Source organism: Sporosarcina sp. ANT_H38 (genome assembly GCF_008369195.1).
In the GTDB taxonomy this organism is placed as follows: domain Bacteria; phylum Bacillota; class Bacilli; order Bacillales_A; family Planococcaceae; genus Sporosarcina.
Window position 1 is genome coordinate 2,540,968 of the sequence record NZ_VOBC01000001.1, and the last position, 22,050, is coordinate 2,563,017.

Consider the following 22,050-nt stretch of genomic DNA (forward strand, 5'->3'; position numbering starts at 1 on the left):
TCTCGCTAACTATAAAATTTGAGATAAAGATTCCCTTCAAATCCTCTTCGGCTACCCGGTGTCCAGTTACTGGACACTGTAAGGCGCCTTCGCTTGGTTTATGCAGATATTCATATGCTCAATGTATATAGTTAAACCACAGTTACTTTCGTTTTTGCTTGCTTTTTGATTAATTGTCGGTTGATGGCATTAAAGTATGCCTTTGCAGATGCACCTAACACATCCTGTGCGACATCGCGTCCAATCGACACCTCGCCATTAATACTTAGATTAACAACCGCTTCGCCAAGTGCATCGCGTCCTTTGCCAATCGATGTGACACGGTAATCCAGAATATGAACTTCACCTTCAACAAGCATTTCCAGTGTATTGAAAATTGCTTCAACCGATCCTGAACCTGTTGCTGCCGCAGTCACCGTTTCCCCATTTGGATTAACAGCTGTAACTGTTGCAGATGGAACATTTGCAATTGCATATTGCACTTGAACATCTTTAAATTTATAAACAGGTACATCATTATTTTGAATTTGCTGATCTGTAAATAACACAAATAGATCATCTTCTGTAATTTCTTTCTTACGGTCAGCAAGTTTCTTAAATTCAACAAACGCTTCATTCAGCTTGTCAGCACTAAGATCGAAGCCCATTGAAATGGCTCGGTCACTGAATGCATGTCTGCCAGAGTGTTTACCAAGCGCAAGCGGTTCAGTTTTACCGCCAATTAATTCTGGTGTAATAATTTCATACGTCTGGCGGTTTTTCAGGTAGCCATCCTGATGAATTCCCGACTCATGCGCAAATGCATTTTTGCCGACAATCGCTTTGTTAGGCTGTATGATAACGCCAGTCAGTTGGCTAACTAGCTGACTTGTGCGCTTAATTTCATGTAAATTAATACCTGTTTCCAATCCGTAATAATCTTTACGAATATGGAGTGCAACTGCAATTTCTTCAAGCGCAGCATTTCCTGCACGCTCTCCAATACCATTGATGGTACCTTCGACTTGGTCTGCTCCATTTTCAATCGCTGCGATTGAGTTAGCTACAGCAAACCCTAAATCATCATGACAATGTGCAGATAACTTCACTTTATCAATGCCAGTTACGTTTTCTTTCAAAAACTTGAACAATGCACCGTATTCATGAGGTGTTGCATAACCAACCGTATCAGGGATATTGATAACTGATGCACCGGCAGCAATTACTTGATTGATGATTCGTAATAAGAACTCACGATCTGAGCGGAATGCATCTTCCGCAGACCACTGAACTTGTGGAAAGAACTTGCGTGCATATTTCACAGCTTCTACTGCGATTTCTACGACCTGGTCAGGCGTTTTCTGGAGCTTATATTCCATATGGATAGGTGAAGTTGCTAAAAACACATGTAGATGAGGTTGTTCAGCACCACGAAGTGCTTCCCAAGATGTTTCGATATCGCTTTTCATTGCGCGGGCAAGACCAGTTACCGTCGACTTTTTCACTACGTTAGCAATGCGCTGCACCGCTTCAAAATCACCCGGGGATGAAGCAGGAAACCCTGCTTCAATGATTGTAGCCCCGAATTTTTCTAGCTGCCGTGCGATTTCTAATTTCTCTGCTGTATTTAGATTAATACCTGCAGATTGTTCACCGTCCCGAAGAGTTGTGTCAAATATGTCAATTTTTCGCACTACCCACCACTTCTTCCTCTTTTGATTTTGCACCTTCATTGACGAAAGGCATCATTGCACGAAGTTTTTTACCTACTACTTCAATTTCATGCTGTGCTTCCGTTTCTTCAAATTTATTGAAGTTTGGACGACCATTTTCGTTTTCTGCAATCCATTCTCTCGCAAATTTACCTGATTGAATGTCTGTTAGTACATCTTTCATGCGTGCTTTTGTATCTGCGTCAACGATACGTGGACCTGAAACGAAATCTCCCCACTCAGCTGTATCTGAGATTGAGTAGCGCATACCCGCCATTCCGCCTTCATACATAAGATCCACAATCAGTTTTGTTTCGTGCAAAGTTTCAAAGTACGCAAGTTCAGGTTGGTAACCTGCTTCTACTAGCGTTTCAAAACCAGCTTTGACAAGTGAAGTCAACCCGCCGCATAGTACCGCTTGTTCCCCGAATAGATCTGTTTCAGTTTCTTCTTTGAAAGTAGTTTCAAGTACGCCGCCACGTGCAGATCCAATCGCTTTTGCATAGGCAAGTGCAACGTCCTTCGCTTGACCCGAAACGTCTTGATACACTGCAAACAATGCTGGAACACCTGCACCGGCTTCGAATGTTCTGCGAACGAGATGTCCAGGTCCTTTTGGCGCAACTAGGAATACGTCAACATCAGCTGGTGGAACGATTTGACCGAAGTGAACGTTGAATCCGTGTGCGAAAACAAGTGATTTTCCTGCTGCAAGTGCTGGTTCGATTTCTTCGTCATATACTTGCTTCTGTCTTTCATCTGGCAGTAGGATCATGATAACGTCCGCTTCTTCAGCAGCTTCACGTACAGGTAATACTTTTAGTCCGTCTTGTTTTGCCTGATCAAAAGATTTCCCTTCGCGTACACCGACAACAACATTAAATCCAGAGTCATTCAAGTTTTGTGCATGAGCATGGCCTTGTGATCCGTATCCGATGATTGCAACTAGCTTATCTTTCAAAAGTCCTTCGTTGATATCTTGGTTATAATACATTTTAGTCATAATTGTTTTCCTCCTAATAGTTGGGTTAGTTTAGTTTGATAATGCTGTCTAGATATGTTGTAATAAAGAATTTCATTGAATCCGCTTCGGCGCTAGGGGATGCCTCTCACCATAAACAAAGCAGCTTCGACTTACACTTTTCTTATTTTAAAATGGATAACTGAGGTAATTGGACTTTCTGTGTTTCGCGAACAAATGCCGTAGCACCTGTTCTTGTCAATTCTTTAATGCCATAAGGTCTGAGCAAATCGATAAATGCCTCAATCTTTTCTGGATTTCCGATTACTTGGTACGTGACGACATTTTTTCCAGTGTCGATAACCGTTGCTCGGAATGGCTCGATGATGCTGTTCATTTCACTTCTAACATGCGGAGGTGAAATGACTTTTACTAATGCAAGCTCTCGCATAACGATGGCTTTATCCGTGATGTCATTGACTTTAAGAACATCAATTTGTTTTTGCAGCTGTTTGACGAGCTGTTCAATTTTCCGTTCGTCTTCTACATTGACGATGAACGTCATTTTGGACCGACCTGCTATTTCTGTGTGTCCGACTGTGATACTTTCGATATTGAACTGCCTTTTCATCAGCAAGCCAGTCACCCTGTTGAGTACGCCACTTTGGTTGATAACAGTTACTGTAATAACTCGTTTCATAGTTTACTCACCCCGATCATTTCATGTAGTCCCCTACCTGGTGCAACCATCGGATAGACGTTTTCTAGTTGTTTCACACGACAGTCGATGAGAACGGGTTCATCAGACAACAGTGCTTCTTGGAATACAGCTTCCGCTTCTTCCAATGTGTCAATCCGATAGCCTTTAATGTCATACGCCTCTGCTAATTTCACAAAGTTCGGTTGAACAGGCATCAACGATTGGGAGTAACGCTTTTCATAAAACGTTTCTTGCCACTGGCGAACCATACCGAGACAGCCATTGTTCAGAATGATGATTTTGACCGGAATGCGCATTTCTTGTAACAGCGATAACTCCTGTGCTGTCATTTGGAAACCTGCATCTCCGACAATTGCAATGACACGAGCATCAGGTTTGGCAATTTGCGCCCCTATTGCCGCTGGGAAGCCGAAGCCCATTGTGCCAAGTCCACCTGATGTCACCCAATGATCTGGATTATTCAGTGAATAATATTGAGCCGTCCACATCTGATGCTGTCCAACATCTGTTGTGACGACTGCATCGCCTTTTGTAATACGGTGGATAATTTCAAGTGCTTGTTGCGGAAGGATTGTTCCTTCGTCATCATTGTCATACCATAACGGGAATTTCTCGGCCGATTCTTTTAAGTATGTCAACCAAGTTTCTGTTTCTGGTGAAACAAATTGTTGTTTCAAAAGTGCTTGCAGTGCTTCTTTAGCGTCTGCCACGATTGGAATTTCTGTTGGTACATTTTTACCGATTTCAGCAGGATCGATATCGATGTGGATAATTTTCGCATTCGGTGCGAATGTTGCCAGATTGCCTGTCAGTCTATCGTCAAAACGAGCCCCGATATTGACAAGTACATCACATTCACTAATTGCCATATTGGATGTAACCGTTCCGTGCATGCCTGCCATACCTAGGAATAGTTCATGATCACCACGGATACTGCCGAGACCAAGAAGTGTATTCGTTACAGGAATCTTATGTTTTTCTACGAGTTCTTTTAATTCATCCATCGCCTTAGCATGCAGGATACCTGCACCTGCCAAGATCAGTGGTTTTGTTGCTTGAGAGATGGCTTCTGCCGCTTTTTGTATTTGTAAATAGTTCGGAGTCGTTGTCGGCTGATAACCCGGTAAATCTACTTCTGCATCCATGTCTTCAGTTGGAACGAAGAGCCCCGTTGCAATGTTCTTAGGGATGTCAACAAGTACGGGTCCTGGGCGACCTGTTGAAGCAATATGGAATGCTTCTTTGATAATTCTCGGGAAATCGGCTACATCCTTCACTTGGTAGTTATGCTTTGTAATTGGCTGTGTAATCCCGATAATATCCGCTTCTTGAAATGCATCCGTACCGATGACTGCATTTGCAACTTGACCAGTGAATATGACGAGTGGCAGTGAATCCATCATGGCATCCGTAATCCCTGTCACTAAGTTCGTCGCTCCCGGTCCGGATGTCGCAATAACGACACCAGGCTTTCCTGATACGCGGGCATATCCTTCAGCCGCATGAATCGCGCCTTGTTCGTGACGTGCAAGCACGTGGGAAATGGGATTTTGATACAATGCGTCATAAATCGGTAAAACTGCTCCTCCAGGATAACCAAAAATAACATCGACACCCTGGTCCTTCAAAGCTTGAATGAGTAACGCAGACCCATTTTTCGGTTGTTCGGACTGTTGTGGTTCGAGTACAGTTTCATGGACCATTTCCTGTGCCGCTTGCCTCGTTTGAACTTCAGCATTCATCTAATAACTCCTCCTCACTTTAATTTCGGAATAATTAATCTTTAAATCGCAAGAAAAAAGTCTTTTCATCCCACGCAAAGAACTTCTTCTTTACATAGGGATGAAAAAACTTTTCATGGTACCACCCTTGTTCGCAGCAATCTAGCCGCCTCATGAATAGACTACGTCTATTCTATTTATAACGAGCGTAGATTTCTCTGCGCCCGGGACTGCCTACTATAATTTCAGCAATCCACTCCGAGGTGATGTCGCAACTAGTTGTATTACCGGCTTCCAGCATTACCGGCTCTCTGTGAATACAGGTTCTAGTTACTTTTGCCCCATCATTGATTTTCACTATTAGATTTTCATAACCCCGCCTGTACTTGCAGAAGTGACAAGCGCTGAATATCTTGCTAAATAGCCTTTTTTAATTTTAGGTTCGAATGGTTTTAAGTGTACTCTACGTTTTTCGAGCTCTTCATCAGAAACTTCGAGTTCAATCGTGCGGTTTGTTAAATCAATTGAGATGATATCACCATTCTCGACTAATGCGATAGGTCCGCCTTCAGCCGCTTCAGGTGAAATGTGACCAATCGATATACCTCGGGATGCCCCTGAGAAACGTCCGTCTGTAATGAGTGCTACTTTCGTTGCCAGCCCACGTCCTGCAATTGCAGCAGTCGGTGCGAGCATTTCCGGCATACCCGGTCCGCCTTTCGGACCTTCGTAACGAATAACAACAACATCGCCCGCTTTTACTGTTCCGTTGTCGATTCCTTCTTGTGTATCTTCCTGGGATTCAAACACGATGGCTTTTCCTCGGAACTCAGTAATCGATGGGTCAACGGCTCCTACTTTAATGACGCCGCCGTCTGGAGCAATATTACCGAATAGGACGGACAAGCCACCTACTGGACTGTATGCATTATCATGACGTCGAATGACTTCGTCATTGAGAATATGTGAGTCTTTTACATTTTCATAGAGTGATTTTCCGGTAATCGTCATCCTATCCGGATGAACGGCTCCTTCAATTTCACATAGCTCTTTAATAATTGCGCTGACGCCGCCTGCAAGATGGACATCGTGCATCGTATAGTCAGATGATGGACTGATTTTGGACAAATACGGAATCCGTTTAGCAACTTCGTTGATATCCCGGACATCATATTCGATTTCTGCTTCGTGTGCGATGGCAAGTGTATGAAGGACAGTATTTGTTGAACCGCCCATTGCCATATCAAGTGCAAATGCATCATCGATTGTTTCTTTCGTTATAATGTCACGCGGCTTAATATCTTCTTTCACCATACGAACAAGGTGTTCCGCTGCTTCTTTAATGAGTCGATGACGTTCATCCGAAGTAGCGAGTATCGTTCCATTACCCGGAACTGTAACTCCCAACATTTCCATAAGTGAGTTCATGGAGTTCGCTGTGAACATGCCTGAACATGATCCACATGACGGGCAAGCACTCTGTTCAATGTCGAGCAATTCTTCAGCTGTCATCGTACCTTGTTTGTAAGCTCCAACACCCTCGAATACCGAAACGAGAGATAAAGGCTTACCAGTCGATGATACACCGCCCTCCATCGGTCCGCCTGAGACGAAAACGGATGGGACGTTCGTTCGAACTGCTGCCATCAACATGCCTGGCGTAATTTTGTCGCAGTTTGGAATATAGAATACGCCGTCGAACCAGTGAGCGTTAATAACCGTTTCTGCAGAGTCTGCGATGAGTTCACGACTTGGTAATGAATACCGCATACCGATATGTCCCATCGCAATTCCATCGTCAACACCGATCGTGTTGAACTCGAATGGAATCCCACCTGCTTCACGAATCGCCTCTTTGACGACTTCTGCAAATTTATTCAAATGCATATGACCAGGAATAATATCAATATATGAATTACAGACACCGATGAAAGGTTTATGCATATCTTTCATTCTAACGCCTGTAGCGTACAGCAAACTTCTATGCGGTGCACGGTCTACACCTTTTTTAATCATGTCACTTCTCATTGGTTTTTCCAGTGTACTCACCCCTCATCAAATCACTTACATGTTGGTACTCTGTTAATCTTGTTGTCTAGGTTATGTAGTTTGTGAATTGAATCACGAACTGAATTGGATTGATGTCATCATATCTTGGAAATCCATTGTAGTCAACAGTGTTTTTAAAATTGTTAATCAATTTTGAATAGTACATTTAAATGTATCCGCTTACATGTCAGTTATACTGCGATATATCACATATAGCACATTTTCAAAAAAATTATTTTATTTTTCACGAATTCAATTTTCAACGATTTTTTTCAGGATTGGTACTTTTAAATTACGAGATCAATAGCGTAAGTGCCTTGGTCAGGAGCGACAGTCTAAACGCGAAAAAAGCCACTCCAGAGTTGTTTACTGGAGTGGCTACTTATGTGGACAACAGTCATCCACTCGATTCAAATCCCTATAGGAATGATGTACATCCCTGTTTCTTCATCATTTTTCACAACTACGTCAACTCCGTAAATCTCTTTTACGGTTTGAACGGTGATGACCTCACTTGGTGTACCTTTAGCGACAATTTTTCCTTCTTTCATCGCAATAATCGTGTCACTGTAACGTATCGCCTGATTAATGTCGTGTAAAACCATGACGATTGACATACCATGCGTGCGATTCAAGCCCTTGATCAGTTCCAATAATTCATATTGGTAATAAATATCAAGATAAGTCGTCGGTTCATCTAATAGTAGAAAGGGCGTTTTTTGCGCTAAGGCCATTGCAATCCAGACGCGCTGCATTTGACCTCCAGATAATTCGTCAATTGGTACTTTTCGCTTATCCGTCAGATTGGTACACGCAAGCGCCCATTCAATTGCCTGTTGATCTTCCTCAGTTGCTGAAGTGAACAGACTCTTATATGGAATCCGCCCATAACTTGTTAGTTTTTCAACGGTCATATCGTGCGGGGCATTATTTTGCTGGTGTACAACGGCTAATTTTTTCGCCAGTTCTTTCGGTTTAAAATCAGCAAGTGATTTGCCCTCTAATAGAACTCGTCCACTTTGCGGATGATTATTATTGGCCATCACGCTAAGTAATGTCGATTTCCCACAACCATTTGGTCCGATAATCGTCGTCACTTTCCCACTATCAATCGTGCTGTTGACACTATGTAATGTATTTACTTTTTTATCGTAGGAAAAAGTTATATCCTTAATGTCCATAAATACGTTCACTCTTTCTCAGCAAGAATATAAGGAAAGGTCCACCGATGACAGCCATTATGATAGATGCGGGGATTTCATTTGGCGCAATAATCGTTCGACCTAACGTATCCGCTGTTAAGATTAGCAAGGCCCCTGCCAATGCTGAAAATGGAATCAGCACTTTGTGATCCGTTCCGACCAATGACCGTCCTATATGAGGAATAAGCAAGCCTACAAACGCAAATAGACCTGCTACTGCAGTCGCAACCGAAGCAAGCAGAACAGCCACTAACGAAATCACTAATCGCGCTAGATTTACATTAACCCCTAGATTTTTAGCGGTCTTATCATCTAATGCCAAGTAATTGCACCAGGAATAAACGACAAACGCTAACACGAGGCCAATCGTTCCATATAAAATGAGTACATCGACATCACTCCACTTTTTCATAGTGAGCGTCGAGGTCATCACTTGACTCATCGATTGTGTAAGTGCACTTCCGCTAAAACCAAGCCCTTGGCTAAGCCCTGTGAATAAGGCATTTACCGCTATTCCGATTAAAATCATGCGCAGCGGATCAAGTCCGGATCTCCACGATAATGAATAGACGAGGAAAAACGCAAGAGCCCCGCCCAAGAAAGCAAAAAAGGGCACGAAAAAGTACAGTGTCGGGAAGAACGAGACAACAAGTATGGACATAAACCCAGCACCCGCAGAAACGCCAATAATTCCTGGATCTGCCAATGGGTTACGCATAACTGCTTGCAATAGTACCCCCGCCACGGATAAAGCTGCCCCTGCAAATAGAGCGATTAGAATTCGCGGAAGCCGCAAGTCCTTAATGACGGCAACCTGATCATTTGTCCCCGTCACTAGTCCGTGAATCAGTTCGAACGGTGTGACTTTAATACTTCCCGTAAGTGCTGAGTGAATGCTAACTATTATAAGTAGAATAATGACGCTGATAAAACTAAGCGCCTTTTTATTTTTCCGAAACATTATTATCCCTGCCTTTAGTTTGGATACAACATTTTTTGCAGCTCGTCCAACGCTTCGACTGCCGCTAGATTTCCTGTCGTTCCAAATAGAAGTTCATCTAAATCATACACACGGTTATTTTTAACGGCTTCGAAATGTTTCCAAACGTCATTTGATTTGAACTCATCATCAAACATTTGAATGACCTGTTCTGGCATTCCATGCGCTGCTCTTAAAATAATATCTGGTTTTGCTTGCTGTAAATATTCTGTATTAGAAGAAAGAAATTCTACTTTTTCTCCCGTTACGACATTTTTACCGCCGCTTCGCTTCACAAGGTCCCCGATATAGGAATGCTCGGTTGCAACTAGATAACTCCCTGGAATACCAAGTAAAATGAGCACGGACGGTTGTTCTTTTCCTTCTGATAGCTTATCAATTTCGGCAACTTTTTCTTCGAATTGATCGACAATCGCTTTCGCTTGCTCTTGACGGTCGTACTTTTCACCTAAATTTAAAATTTCGCTGTGCATCGCGTCGATGCTTTCTAAATTTACATAGGTCATATCTATGCCACGCTCGTCAAACATCTCTTGCAAATCATATTTTAACGTTGTCACCGACAGTATTTCTGTTGGTTTCAATGACAGCAACATTTCCATATCGGGGCTCATAGGGTTCCCGACTTCTTTTGCATCTGCGTAGCGTTTCGGCAACTCTTTGTAACTCGATGGTATCCCGACTAAATCAATTTCTAGGGCATCCATAATTTCCGTCACCGCGACCGTTGTAGCAACAATCCGCTCACCCGTTGGTTCAGTATTTTCTTCATTGGATGAAGTACCTTTTTGAGACGAACAACCAGCCAAAACTACAATGACTAGAAGCATATAGAGAAGATTACGCACTTTTAGCATGTTCAATCACAACTCCTTGTTGCTGATTTAAGAAAAGCGTAAGCGCCTTGGTAGACCCGAAAAGCGCTGAAGGGCCTGAAGCTAAAGGCGCTCTTTGCCTTTAACTTCAGGACTGAAGCGACTCGAGGGGCTAGGCGCTGGAGTCTAGACACCGCTCCAGATGTAAAAACTACACTCTTTTATTCCCACAAAAAAGGGCCTTGCTGTTTGTTCTCAAGACCCGACCATCATGTACCTGTTACTTTTGAGTCCGTGTACGCTGTTTCACAGCAAAGACGGTTACCGCACCAAGAATAAGAACAGAGAAAATGACGATAAATAATGTAGAATTCGACTCAGATGTCGAATCAGCTTCGACCTCAGCATCAATTGCTTTTTCTGTTACTTTCGACGGCTCTTCTTTTGCTTGATCTTCGGCAACAATTTCTTCTTCGCTTTGTTCAGACTTAGTTTCTTCTTTCGTCTGCTCAGTTGCTTCAGCAGCATTTTCTTCTACTGTTGCATCTGACTTTTCACTTGTAACTACTTTAGATTCTATCTCTTTCACTTCGTCTTTTTCATCAGTTTCGACAGTTTCTGTTTTTGTTACAGCTAGTTTGTTTTCAACTGGTTTAGGAGTTGTAGTCACCTTTTCCGTTACTGAAGGTTTAGGAGTTGGCTTCGGTGTTGGTTGTACTGGTTTAGGTGTTGGTTTAGACACTGGAGGTGTTGCCGGCTGTTGAACAACAGGTGCTAAAGGAATATTAGAACTGTTAAATTTGAAGCGGATATCGTATTTGTTGTCATATGTAAAACCGGGTATTCCTGTTACAATGACATGAATTTTGGCATTAACCAATTGCTCAATGTCTTTCACTTCAAATTTAACCACACGTCTATCATTTGCTGTATCATTGCTCAAAACTTGAACATCGGCAAAACCACCGCCTGTTTGCACTTTAAAATACTGCCACCAAGAACTGTTGTTCAACGTTACGACAGCATACGCTTTGTCATTTTGGATGGTTACTTTCGCTGGACTCACCATGTATTCAGCTGTCGTTGATTGCTCATTACTCGTATCTTTTAACACTGTAAACGGAACTGTGTACACACCATCAGCGAACTTAGATGCCGCAGCAGCTTCTTGAGGTGCGAGTGCTGGTAATACTGTAAATAAAGCGAACAATATCGCCATTGTAAAAATCGTTTTTTTTCTCAAGTTATTATCTCCTTTACCGAAAACAGCTTAATCAGCATAACGCCGGCTGTCACGTATGTTGCAGTGACGCCGGCATTATGTGTTTTTAATACTTACTTTTGAAGTTTTTCAAGCATGTAATAAACCATTTTAGAAGCATGTGCACGCGTTGCGTTTGCTTTAGGTTCGAATACATTTTTACCATTTACTACTTTTCCACCAATGATACCAAGGCCAGTTGCCAAGTCGACAGATGTTTTTGCATATGCAGTAATGTCTTTTGCATCTGCAAATGCAACCTTGTTCGTTACACCTTCTAATACACTTGCATCTTTGTATTCAATTGCTCGGACAATCATTGTAGCCATTTGTTGACGTGTAATTGGTTGATTTGGACGGAATTTACCATCGTTGACAATGATGATGCCTGCACGACTTGCAGCTTCAAAAGAGATCCAATCCATCTTTTTCGTTACGTCAGAGAATGTTCCTTGGAAATCTTGTTTCGGAAGCTCAAGTGCACGTGACAATATGATTGCAAATTGCCCTCTTGTAATTTTATCATTTGGAGCAAATGTTGTAGCTGTTTTTCCTTTAACGATTTGTTTAGAAGCAAGTGACTCGATATAAGGTTTTGCCCATGTGTTAGCAATATCAGTAAATGCTACTACTTCTTCAGGTGTTTCCACTTCTTCTCCTGGAACCTCTTCAACTGCTTTAACGCTTTCCTTATCAAAAGCAAGACGTACATTATAGTTACCTGTGTGGTTTGCTGCCGCTACGAATACTGTGAATTTCGCTTTGATGATTGTTGATAAATCAGCAACCTCGAATTCAACTACTCTTTTGTTTGCTTCTACATCCGTTTTTACGACAGTTGTATCTACGAATTTCCCACCTTGTTCTACTTGGAATGCTGTAATTTGTTCATTGTTTGTAAGTGTCATTGTAACAAGGTTTTTTCCACCTTTTACTGACAGTTTTGCCGGTGTTTCAATATATCTAGTCATTGAAGACGCTTTGTCTTCTTCTTCATGCAATGCTTTGAAATCGATTGTGTATGCACCGTCTTTAATTACTTCTGGTGCTGGTGTTACGGGTACTTCAGGAGTTACAGGGATTTTGCTGCTATCAAATTTCAAACGGATGTCATAGCTGTGATCATACTCGCCTAGGCCTGGTACACCTGTTACGATGATATGGATTTTAGCATTCAATTCTTTACTTAGATCTTGAACTTCGAATTTAACAACTCTGGTATCTGCTTTTGTATCTTCACTAATTACTTCTGCATCTGTAAATGTACCAGGTTGTTTTGTTTGGACTTTCAGTGACTGCCACCATTTACTGCTTAATAGTGTTACATAAGCGAAAGTTTTGCCATCTTCAACAACGATTTTCGCAGGGCTTTTCACATATTGCGCTGCCGCTGATTTGTCATCATTTTCAACTTGTAAGACATCTAGTGGCAATTCAAATTCTTGTTTCACTGGTGTAGTAACTTCAGCTGCTTCGATTTGGCTAGCAGGTAGTACAGTAAATAAAACAAGTAGTATTGAAAATAACATCATGATTTGCTTTTTCATTCGTAAATCCCCTTTTTGTGTTTTATTTTTTTCGTTGTCTCGATGAATTAATCTTGATCGCAAAAGTAATTGCAATGATGGAAATTATTACGAGGAGTACATAAATAAGTGCTTTGTTGCTTGTTGGTTCACCTTGCGTTTCATTCGTGTCAGCAGATTTTGATTCTGCAACAGGAGCATTCACAACAACCGCTGGAGCGTCTGTCACTTCCATTGATTCTAAATCAAGATTCAAACGGACTGAATACTTGTGGTCATATGACGGTTTCATCTCTTCAATGACAACATGCATCTGCATAAGCAATGGCTCTGTAATTGCTCCATCAATTTTAAATGCAATGACACGTTTATCATTTTCAAGATCATCGCTCACCGTATGCACATCAGCAAATGATTCACCATTTGTCGATTTAATGAACTTGACCCATTTAGCATGATTTACAGTGAATTGTAAATACTGCCCATCCTTATCAATTGTAAGAATTGCCGGCTTTTCAAAATAATCATTTGCAATCGATACGGAATCATTCTCGGCTTGCAACATCTCGTAGTCGACAACATATGTACCCTTTGATAAATCAGCGGCCATAGCCTCTGGCGCATGAGAAACAACCATCATACTTAGAAGCAGGATGAACGAAAACGGAATAACGAATCTCTTTTTCAAAAGACAATACCTCCTCCCTCCACAGCGGGAGAAATCCTTGTGAGAATGATTATCAACTATTACTCTTCTATATTAACCTATAGATTCATGATGTCAAACAACTAACCAAACCTTTCACATACCGTTCACATTATCATGTTGTCTGTCTGACAGACCTACAACTTATACACAATTTTAAATTTTATAAATAACCATAATTACCCTAGAATATTTTTCCTTTTATGGTATACTCACTAGTGGTATGATGTAAATTTTACCAACAACTAATTAGGAGGTTTTAGTATATGAAGATGTTAGCAAAATTGGGACTTGCGTTAGTATTTGTACTTTCGTTCGCATTGCCACACGGTACAACGTTCGCCAAAACGGACACTGTGAAGTTAGTAATAGATGGCGTCGAGGTCGCAGGGTATGAACAGCCATTTATATCACACGACCAAGTGTTAATCCCTGTTGAAAACTTATTTAACGCAGCAGGCTACAAAGTTACGAAAGACAATTCAGGTAAATTAAGCGTCACAAACACTTACTTGACAGTCGATTTCAATGCAAGTGCAAACACAATTAATGTTAACGGTAAGAAAGTGGACACTGAGTTCCCACTTACATTACAAAATGCCGGAAACTATATAACTAGTGACTTCCTAGCAACATTAGAAGGTTTTAATGTTGAAGTTTCTGAAGACAAAAAAACGGTTAACGTTAAAACAAACCGTGTAGATACTGCTGCATTCTTAACGAAAACAGCTGCTCTAAACTTGAAAAGTTCTTCTTTAAACTTGACGTTGGAATCATTAATCGCACCTGCAGCTAATGCTCAACTTGGTAAAGTTCAACTAGACAACATCCAAGATCCAAAATCATCTTACAAACACATTACATTCCCTACAGTGGACACAGAAGGTAAAGTAACTGTAGAAGAAATTGAAGAATATTCAACAAAAGATGGTGATTTCAAGAAATTTGGAGATGTTTGGGTTAAGCTCACTGCTCCTGTTATTTCTATAGAAGCAACTAAACTTACTGATGCTAAAAAAGTCAACACTACTGTAGAAGCGGCTAAAGAAGTCACTGAAGCTACTCCAGTGACTGAAGAGCCTAAAGATCTAACTAAAGCTGCTACTCCCCTACAACTTGATTCACTTGCAACATTAGCATTACTACAAAAATTCACTAAAGGTATTCACATCTTTGAATACAAAGATGCTTACATCATGACACAAACACTTACACCTACTGAAGCTAGTGAATTGAAATCCGTACTAACAGGACTACTTTCAGGAGAAGTAAATACAGAAGCAGTGAAAACTGAAGAAACTACAATCGAGACTACTAAAGAAGAAGCTACGACTGAAGATACTAAAGTTGAAGAAACTGCTACTAAAATTGTAAATACTGAAGAAAAAGCTACTGATAAGAAAACTACTGAAGAAGCTAAAACTGATGAAACAGAAACTGAAAGTACGAAAACTGAAGATGCTAAAACTGATGAAACAACTACTGAAGAAGCAAAAACTGTTTTTGTAATTATCACATTCAACAACTTCAACTCAGTAAAAGGAATTACAGTTCCTGCTGATGTTATCAAAAACGCAATCAGCCAGGAAGATTTTTTGAAAGCATTAGAAGCGAAAAAAGTCGAAGAGGCTAAAAAAGCTGAAGATGTTAAAAAATAAATTAGTCAACAACGGAGCAAGCTCATAATAGGTTTGTTCGATTTTACCTTTTAGATAGAACCAAACGAATACGATTCCTACGAATAGTTGGCACTCTGCTAGAATACAATCAAGAATGTAATCCGCTTACAATTATGTAAGTTTTATCACCAAAAATTTTATGGGGGTTTTAGTTTATGAAGAAAATTGCTACATGGGCATTGGCGTTTGTTTTTGCACTATCATTCGCATTGCCACACGGCTCAGCAGCCACAAAATCGACAGCAATGAAGTTCGTAGTGGATGGCGTTGAAGTTACAAGTTACGAGCAACCATTCATGTCACACGATCAAGTATTAATTCCAGTTGAGGATTTATTTAAGGAAGCTGGCTATAAAGTTTCTAAAGATAAATCAGGTAAAGTTAACGTTACAAACACGCACTTGACAGTAGATTTCAACGCAGCTGCAAGTTCCATTCTAGTGAACGGCAAAAAAGCGGACACTGAGTTCCCACTTACTTTGCAAAATGCAGGAAACTATGTTTCTGGCGAGTTTTTAGCAACATTAGAAGGTTTCGAAGTTGAAGTTTCTGAAGACAAAAAAACGGTTAATGTTAAAACAAACCGCGTAGACACTGCTAAATTTTTAGAAAAAATGGTGGCAGCTGACTTGAAGAGCTATTCTTCAAAAATGACATTAGATCAAAAAATGGAGCAATCAGCTGAACTTGGTTCAATGGATATGCTCATGGATATCGAAATGAACCTGATTCAAGACCCAATCGCATTGTACATGCTTTCTAAGTTGAATATGACTATTGAAGGTGAAAAGATGGAGGAAGTTTCCGAAACTTACTTCACTAAAGATGGTTTTTTCCAAAAAACTGGCGACAAATGGATTAAGTTTGACGATGCAATGACGGAAGGTCTTCTACAAGCTTCTATCGCTCAAGCAGATCCTTTAGCACAATTGGAATTAACGAAGAAATTCACTAAAGGCATTCACATTTTTGAATACGAAGATATTTATGTTATGTCACAAACACTTACTAACGAAGAGTTCGCAGAAATGATGGAAGATGCAATGTCACTAATTACAGGTATTCTACCAGTAGACGTGACTGAAGACTCTGGTGAAATCACTACAGAGGCAGAGGCTACTGTAACTTCTACTAAAGATACAGCTAAAGATACAGCGGTTAAAGAAGAAGAAGCTACTACAGTAGATACAGTTAAAGAGGTAGTAACTGAAGAAACAACAGAAACAGTGATTGAAGAAGAACTTGAAGGTACCTTGACTGACCTTGCTATCAACATCGAGGAATACTACGTTGTCACGACAATCGACAAAAAAACATTGTTCCCAATTAAGACATCAGGAACTACTCATATGACAATGGGTATTGACGAAGATTTAATTTCCATCAAACAACTAATTACTGCGACATTCAGCGACTATAACACAGTGAAAGAAATCAAGATTCCAGCTGACGTTATCAAAAACGCAATCAGCATGGAAGAATACATTAAACAAGTAGAGTTGGAGTTTGAAAAAGCAGAGGCTTTGAAGAAATAAGTAAGTAGAATTAGAAAAGCGGAACGAGCTCTGGGATGAGCTTGTTCCGCTTTTTTACGTGCATATAAAGGAGAAAGAAAGATTCCCATCAAATCCGCTTCAGCGGATACCTCCCGCCTTTAGGCTGATAGTGTGCCTACGCTCAGCCTATTCCGGCTTTTTAAACAGAAAGAAAATCCACCCAGATCACAATGAACTTGGGTGGATTTTCCGATTCATATTATTAACATCCACTTATGACAAGTAGAATATTACTTAAATTGTATTGGAACTCGTATTAGCAATCTTATTGAGTTACTAAGATATTTGCAGGTACTGAAAGTTTATTTCCAGCTACGTCTTTGATATCAAGAGTAGATAGTGCTTTAAGAGATAAACCACTTGTGATGTTTGCAGCTGATACAGAAGTCTCTAATGTATAGACAACTGTTTTAACCCCAGTTTCAGCAGTAGCAGTAGTCATTGCATCATTTGCAGCAACAGTAGCTCCACCGATTAGAAGTGCAAAATCAGAAGTACCAGCAGTTGTATTAACAGCCTCTGAGAAAGTAAGAGTGACTTTATTCGTATCTGTCAATTTAGCAGAAGTAACTGTTGGAGCAACGTTTTCCGTTAATACTTCAGTAGTAGTAAAGGATTCCATTACCAAGCCATTTTTCAATTGAACACCGCTAATTGCAACGTTACGTTCTCCAGTGAATTGGTTAGAATCAGCTTGAAGAGTTAAAGTAACTACTTGTTTACCAGCATTTGCAGGGCTTAGAACTGCTGTTTTAACAACCGCTCCGTCAAACTTGTAGTTGTTTACGTTTGTTGCAGAAGCACCGTCAAGCTCTTGACCAGCTCCTACTGTAAATCCTACAGTGATCGTTTTATCAGCATTAACTAGAATACCATTCGTACCAACAGTTGCATCAAGAACAGGTTTGTTTGTTGTTACTGCTGTTCCATCTTCGTTACGTGTAACATTTACTTTTGTAGATACAGGACCAAGGTTACCACTGATATCTGTAACTAAAGCTACATCAGTTGCAGGTGAAGCTGTTTGTCCTTTAATTGTTAACTCATAAGCAGCACCTTTAGTATCATTTTCACCAAGTAGGTCAGCTAAAGCGATACGATATACTTTTTTGTCCGATGAGTTTTGAACAAATTTAGCAACAGGTACAGAAACAGCTGTAAATGGAGTTGTTACAAAGTTAGAAACTTTTGATCCAGTTACATTGATTGTAGACAATGTTGCAGAAGTTTCTACAGCTTCGTCAAATGTTAGTTCTAAATATTCTACACCTTCAAAAGTTGTAACTTTGTTAGATACGATTTTCGGTTCTTTAGTATCAACATCAAAGTTAACAATTTTAGAATAAACTGCACCGATTTCACCACTTAAGTCCTTATAGCCTGCAGTTACTGTTACGTTTTTCAAACCACTTTGTGCAGTGTTTGTTTTTACGATATATTTGTTTTTGTTTGTAGAGTCTTGTGACACAGTAACGGTTCCATCAATACCCGTTAGAGTTGGATTACTAGCAAGCTCTTCAGAGAATGTAACTTCAACAGTTTTGTTATTGATTGCAGTTAGTGAAGTTACTGTTGGCGCAACTCCATCAACAGCACCCTTCATGAATGAAACAGTAGCTGGGTTCGGAGTCATTAAGTTACCAGCTTGGTCTTGTGCCCCGATGAATGTTGCAATAATTTCTTTATTTGCATTTACATCCTCAGTCATTGTAAATTCGACTTCTTCAGCACCTGCAGCAATATTACCTGAAACGCCAGTAACAGCTGAACCGTCAGCATATTTAAATGTAACTCCAGTGAAAGCTTTCATTGGTTCAGAGAAATTAACTTTTACTTTAGATGCAGAAACTTTTTCTGTACCAAGAATTGTCGGAGCCGTTTTATCAGCTGCAATTGTAATAGTAGATTCATATTTATCGAATGCTGCACCAGTTACTGACTTCAAACCGTCAACGACAACATCATAGCGTTTTGAAAGAGCATTTTGAGTCGTGATTGTTAGCGTTTTTCCGTCTGCGCTAAGTTTTCCTGTACTTGTGCCAGCAGCTACTGTATCTAAAGAAGATAGAGTAACAGTAGCTTTGAACGCACCACTTTTACCATCTGTAAACAATGAAGCTTTATCTACAGCTGTGCTGAATTTAACTTCAACTTGTGTAGCGTTCAATGCATTAACTTCAGTAACAAAGCGATCATCTGCAGCAAAGTCAAATGTCATAGCGATAGTTTTCTCTGCTTTTGCTTCACCTTTAGTAAGTGTTACAGCATATTCACCAGCAGTTTTACCAGCAACTACTGTTGAGACTACGTCTTTTTCAGTTACAAGTGAAGTAACATATGCTTGTACTGCTGCTAGTTTGTTAGCGTCAGTTGCATAGTTACCGCGAGCAACAGTTACAGCTCCAGCTTTCACTTGTTCAGCTGCTGCATCTACTGCAACTTGATCTACTTTAGGTGCTTTAATAGCTGAGAAGTCTGCGTTGATTGTTTTGTAAAGGAAAGTAGCAAACTGCCCACGAGATGTTGTATTTTTTGGGTTGAAAGCTGGTGCAGCCGGGTTCGTGATATCGAAGAAATCAAGAACGTTGATTGCTGGACGTGCTTCAGCTTTCGCTTTTCCTAGGTCAGTAACATCTTTTTTGAAGTCTTGAGCTGCAACGTATTTTACAAGGTCGATGTCATTTACTTTGTCGAATGCACGAACAATAACAACTGCCATGTTTTCACGAGTGATTTTGTCCCCAGCCAATAGACGACCGTCACTTCCGTTGAATACGCCATTGTCTTTAACGATTGCAGCATATTGCAATAGCTCATCGTTTGATGAAGATGTCAAATCTTTGAAACGCATGTTAGTTTTGTAGTCTGTAGGCACTTTATAGTCTTGAGTAACAAGCCATTTACCCATCAATTTCACTACGTCAGAACGAGTCAACGTTTTGTTTGGCAAGAATGAACCGTCTAAATTGCCAGTGATAACACCTGCATCAGATAGTGCATCGATTGCCACTTCGTGTGTGTTGCCTTTTGTGTCTGTGAATTCTTTCGCGCTTGCCACCGGTGCTAATGCTGATGCTACTAGAGCAGCTGATGCAGCCGCTACTACAAACTTCTTATACTTCACTGATTGATTGCTAGACATAATATAATTTCCTCCTCTTAAGTACTATTGAATTGCATTATAAAAACATCAATTCATAGTGTGAAACTTTTACATTTTTTGTTATACCCTTATCTTGGCATATTTAGAAAAAATCTATCAGGATCCAAATAGGGGGATACCACAAGAACTAGATTAATAGATTAAAATCAAGATAGATACATACATACCAAAATAGATTACAAATATAAATATATAGGTGATAAATTCAACAGAATCAACCATTTCTAGGAATGATATCCGCTTAATTCACCTATATTATTCTATACCCGTTATTTGGACCCAAAAACAGTGTATCACATATCTTGGGATAATCTAACTTTATTTTACTAGAAACATATATTTTTTTAAATATACTTTCATGGTTTATTTACTAGATTTAAATATTATTTCCGCTAATGTAATATAATAGAAAACACCCTTTCTAATAGAAGAAAGGGTGTTTTACTATTTAGATATTATGCCTTACTCCAGTTTAACTTAAATGTTTCCAACTGAATTTTCGCATTTAGAATCGCATGTTCTTTTTCATTGAGCCACTGCATCGCAACTTTCGCAAACTCTCTTGAGTGTTCGAGTGAAGCTTTCATCGTTTCTGCGGACGGTCCTCCGTAAATGGTCCGTATAGCGACAAAATGCTGCGGTCGTAATGTAGAGTAGAAATCCTCTTTAGTGATAGTCAGATCTTTATTCAAAACAAGCCGTGCCTGATCATTTGCCAGTTCCCAAGTAAGACTCATCAACGATTCTTCACCCGCCATGACCAACGCCTTTACACAATTACTGACGATTAAATGGGACTGTCTAAACGTACTCTTCTCTGAACGGACCAGTGTATCCGCAAGTTCTGTCACGTTTGCAAAACTACCCTCTGCCCGTTCGAGCAACTTTTTCTTATTCACTTTCATTGTCAAAACAACACTACCGAATAATTGGTAAATCCCGATAAGCCGGTCTATCGATTTCCACAAGAAAGGCTGCATATCATCTTCAGTATCAACAATATCCCCGAACGGCGTGTTATGCACCATCGTCAATACTGTATTTGTATCACCCACGACCGCGGATAGTAAAGAACGCATATGTTCAATAGAAACCGGGTTGCGTTTTTGCGGCATAATCGAGCTAATCTGGACATACGGATCAGCCAATGTGAAGACGTTGAACTCCTGCGTCGCCCATGTCAGAAAGTCTTGAACAGTACGCCCCAAGTTTAACGCAGACAACTGGACTGCACTCGCCGATTCCGTTATGTAATCCGCACCCGCCACTGCATCCCATGAATTCTCGATAATATCGTCAAACGCCAGCAGATCCCGCATCCGTTCACGGCTGATTGCAAAACCCGTTGTTGTAAGTGCCGCCGCTCCCATACTACTTCGATTCACCGTTCCAAACGCCGACTGCACACGTTTGAAATCTCTCCCTAGCTGATCAATAACTGCCTTTAAATAATGAGCGAGCGTTGTCGGCTGCGCTTGCTGCGTATGCGTGTAGCCAATCATCACCGTATCTACATGCTCTTCACAAAATGCAATCAACGCATCTTTTAACGCCAGCATCTCACTCATTAGTTCAAGTAGTTTTTTACGCAACGTCATCCGATAAATTGCGATTCCCATATCATTGCGACTTCGTGCAATATGCAGATTCCCCGCAATTTCTCCCGCATCTTCAATCAAATCATGCTCAATGCGGAAAAAGAGATCCTCAAATAACGGATTGTAATGGTCCGTACTGTAATAATCCACATCAAGTGCATGGATTGCTTTCCCAATCGCTACTGTATCTTCCTGACTGACAATACCTTGTTCTTCCAACATTTTTAAATGTGCGGTATGGATCTGAATCATTGAATGTAAAAAGTACTTCTTCGCTTCATCATAAGCAGGTTGCAAAACCATTTTTCTATATGTTTTTGACGGGAACTCCTCCCCCTCGGCCTCATTGATACGATCTTTGAAGTCCCTAATCATTAGGTAGTCCATCCTCTCAATAGGAA

15 protein-coding genes and 1 other annotated feature are annotated in these 22,050 nt (G+C 40.5%); of the genes, 2 read left to right on the forward strand and 13 right to left on the reverse strand.

Annotated features, from left to right (window positions below):
- Positions 1 to 131: 131 nt before the first annotated feature.
- The 11 genes from FQ087_RS11950 to FQ087_RS12000 all read right to left on the reverse strand — a co-directional run bounded on the left by FQ087_RS11950 (position 132) and on the right by FQ087_RS12000 (position 13,635).
- On the reverse strand, positions 132 to 1,673 hold the full coding sequence (locus tag FQ087_RS11950) for a 2-isopropylmalate synthase (protein ID WP_149580653.1): 1,542 nt from the start codon (positions 1,671 to 1,673) through the stop codon (positions 132 to 134).
- Positions 1,660 to 2,694 (reverse strand): ketol-acid reductoisomerase, encoded by a 1,035-nt coding sequence (gene ilvC, locus FQ087_RS11955; RefSeq protein WP_149580654.1) that lies wholly within the window; start codon positions 2,692 to 2,694, stop codon positions 1,660 to 1,662. Before ilvC ends, FQ087_RS11950 begins: the two co-directional genes overlap by 14 nt.
- Before the next feature lie 142 nt (positions 2,695 to 2,836).
- The gene (gene ilvN / locus FQ087_RS11960; protein WP_067212339.1) at positions 2,837 to 3,352 is read right to left on the reverse strand and encodes an acetolactate synthase small subunit; all 516 of its coding nucleotides are present in this window, start codon (positions 3,350 to 3,352) and stop codon (positions 2,837 to 2,839) included.
- On the reverse strand, positions 3,349 to 5,115 hold the full coding sequence (gene ilvB / locus FQ087_RS11965) for an acetolactate synthase large subunit (protein ID WP_370456054.1): 1,767 nt from the start codon (positions 5,113 to 5,115) through the stop codon (positions 3,349 to 3,351). The genes ilvN and ilvB overlap by 4 nt, the downstream gene beginning before the upstream one ends.
- Before the next feature lie 93 nt (positions 5,116 to 5,208).
- Positions 5,209 to 5,451, reverse strand: a binding site (T-box leader).
- Between the two features lie 3 nt (positions 5,452 to 5,454).
- Positions 5,455 to 7,122: a dihydroxy-acid dehydratase gene (gene ilvD, locus FQ087_RS11970; protein ID WP_149580867.1), complete on the reverse strand. Its 1,668-nt coding sequence runs from the start codon at positions 7,120 to 7,122 to the stop codon at positions 5,455 to 5,457.
- Positions 7,123 to 7,553: 431 nt separating this feature from the next.
- The gene (locus FQ087_RS11975; RefSeq protein WP_149580655.1) at positions 7,554 to 8,324 is read right to left on the reverse strand and encodes an ABC transporter ATP-binding protein; all 771 of its coding nucleotides are present in this window, start codon (positions 8,322 to 8,324) and stop codon (positions 7,554 to 7,556) included.
- Positions 8,314 to 9,306 carry a FecCD family ABC transporter permease gene (locus tag FQ087_RS11980; protein WP_149580656.1) on the reverse strand — a complete coding sequence of 331 codons (993 nt, stop codon included), beginning with the start codon at positions 9,304 to 9,306 and terminating at the stop codon, positions 8,314 to 8,316. Before FQ087_RS11980 ends, FQ087_RS11975 begins: the two co-directional genes overlap by 11 nt.
- A gap of 14 nt (positions 9,307 to 9,320) precedes the next feature.
- Entirely contained in the window at positions 9,321 to 10,202 is an 882-nt protein-coding gene (isdE, locus tag FQ087_RS11985; RefSeq protein ID WP_149580868.1) for a heme ABC transporter substrate-binding protein IsdE, read from the reverse strand.
- Between the two features lie 238 nt (positions 10,203 to 10,440).
- Positions 10,441 to 11,403, reverse strand: coding sequence for an NEAT domain-containing protein (locus FQ087_RS11990; RefSeq protein WP_149580657.1), 963 nt, complete (start codon positions 11,401 to 11,403; stop codon positions 10,441 to 10,443).
- Between the two features lie 92 nt (positions 11,404 to 11,495).
- Positions 11,496 to 12,968 (reverse strand): NEAT domain-containing protein, encoded by a 1,473-nt coding sequence (locus tag FQ087_RS11995; protein ID WP_149580658.1) that lies wholly within the window; start codon positions 12,966 to 12,968, stop codon positions 11,496 to 11,498.
- Positions 12,969 to 12,990: 22 nt separating this feature from the next.
- On the reverse strand, positions 12,991 to 13,635 hold the full coding sequence (locus FQ087_RS12000; protein WP_149580659.1) for an NEAT domain-containing protein: 645 nt from the start codon (positions 13,633 to 13,635) through the stop codon (positions 12,991 to 12,993).
- 284 nt (positions 13,636 to 13,919) lie between these two features.
- Here FQ087_RS12000 and FQ087_RS12005 point away from each other — a divergent pair, with 284 nt between their 5' ends.
- Positions 13,920 to 15,311, forward strand: coding sequence for a stalk domain-containing protein (locus tag FQ087_RS12005; RefSeq protein WP_149580660.1), 1,392 nt, complete (start codon positions 13,920 to 13,922; stop codon positions 15,309 to 15,311).
- Between the two features lie 176 nt (positions 15,312 to 15,487).
- Positions 15,488 to 16,867 carry a DUF6612 family protein gene (locus FQ087_RS12010; protein ID WP_149580661.1) on the forward strand — a complete coding sequence of 460 codons (1,380 nt, stop codon included), beginning with the start codon at positions 15,488 to 15,490 and terminating at the stop codon, positions 16,865 to 16,867.
- 286 nt (positions 16,868 to 17,153) lie between these two features.
- Here the strand turns inward: FQ087_RS12010 and FQ087_RS12015 are convergent, their stop codons facing one another.
- Both FQ087_RS12015 and argH read right to left on the reverse strand, forming a co-directional pair.
- Positions 17,154 to 20,030 (reverse strand): S-layer homology domain-containing protein, encoded by a 2,877-nt coding sequence (locus FQ087_RS12015; protein ID WP_149580662.1) that lies wholly within the window; start codon positions 20,028 to 20,030, stop codon positions 17,154 to 17,156.
- A 476-nt stretch (positions 20,031 to 20,506) separates the two neighbouring features.
- The gene (argH, locus tag FQ087_RS12020; RefSeq protein WP_149580663.1) at positions 20,507 to 22,024 is read right to left on the reverse strand and encodes an argininosuccinate lyase; all 1,518 of its coding nucleotides are present in this window, start codon (positions 22,022 to 22,024) and stop codon (positions 20,507 to 20,509) included.
- Between the last annotated feature and the right edge of the window lie 26 nt (positions 22,025 to 22,050).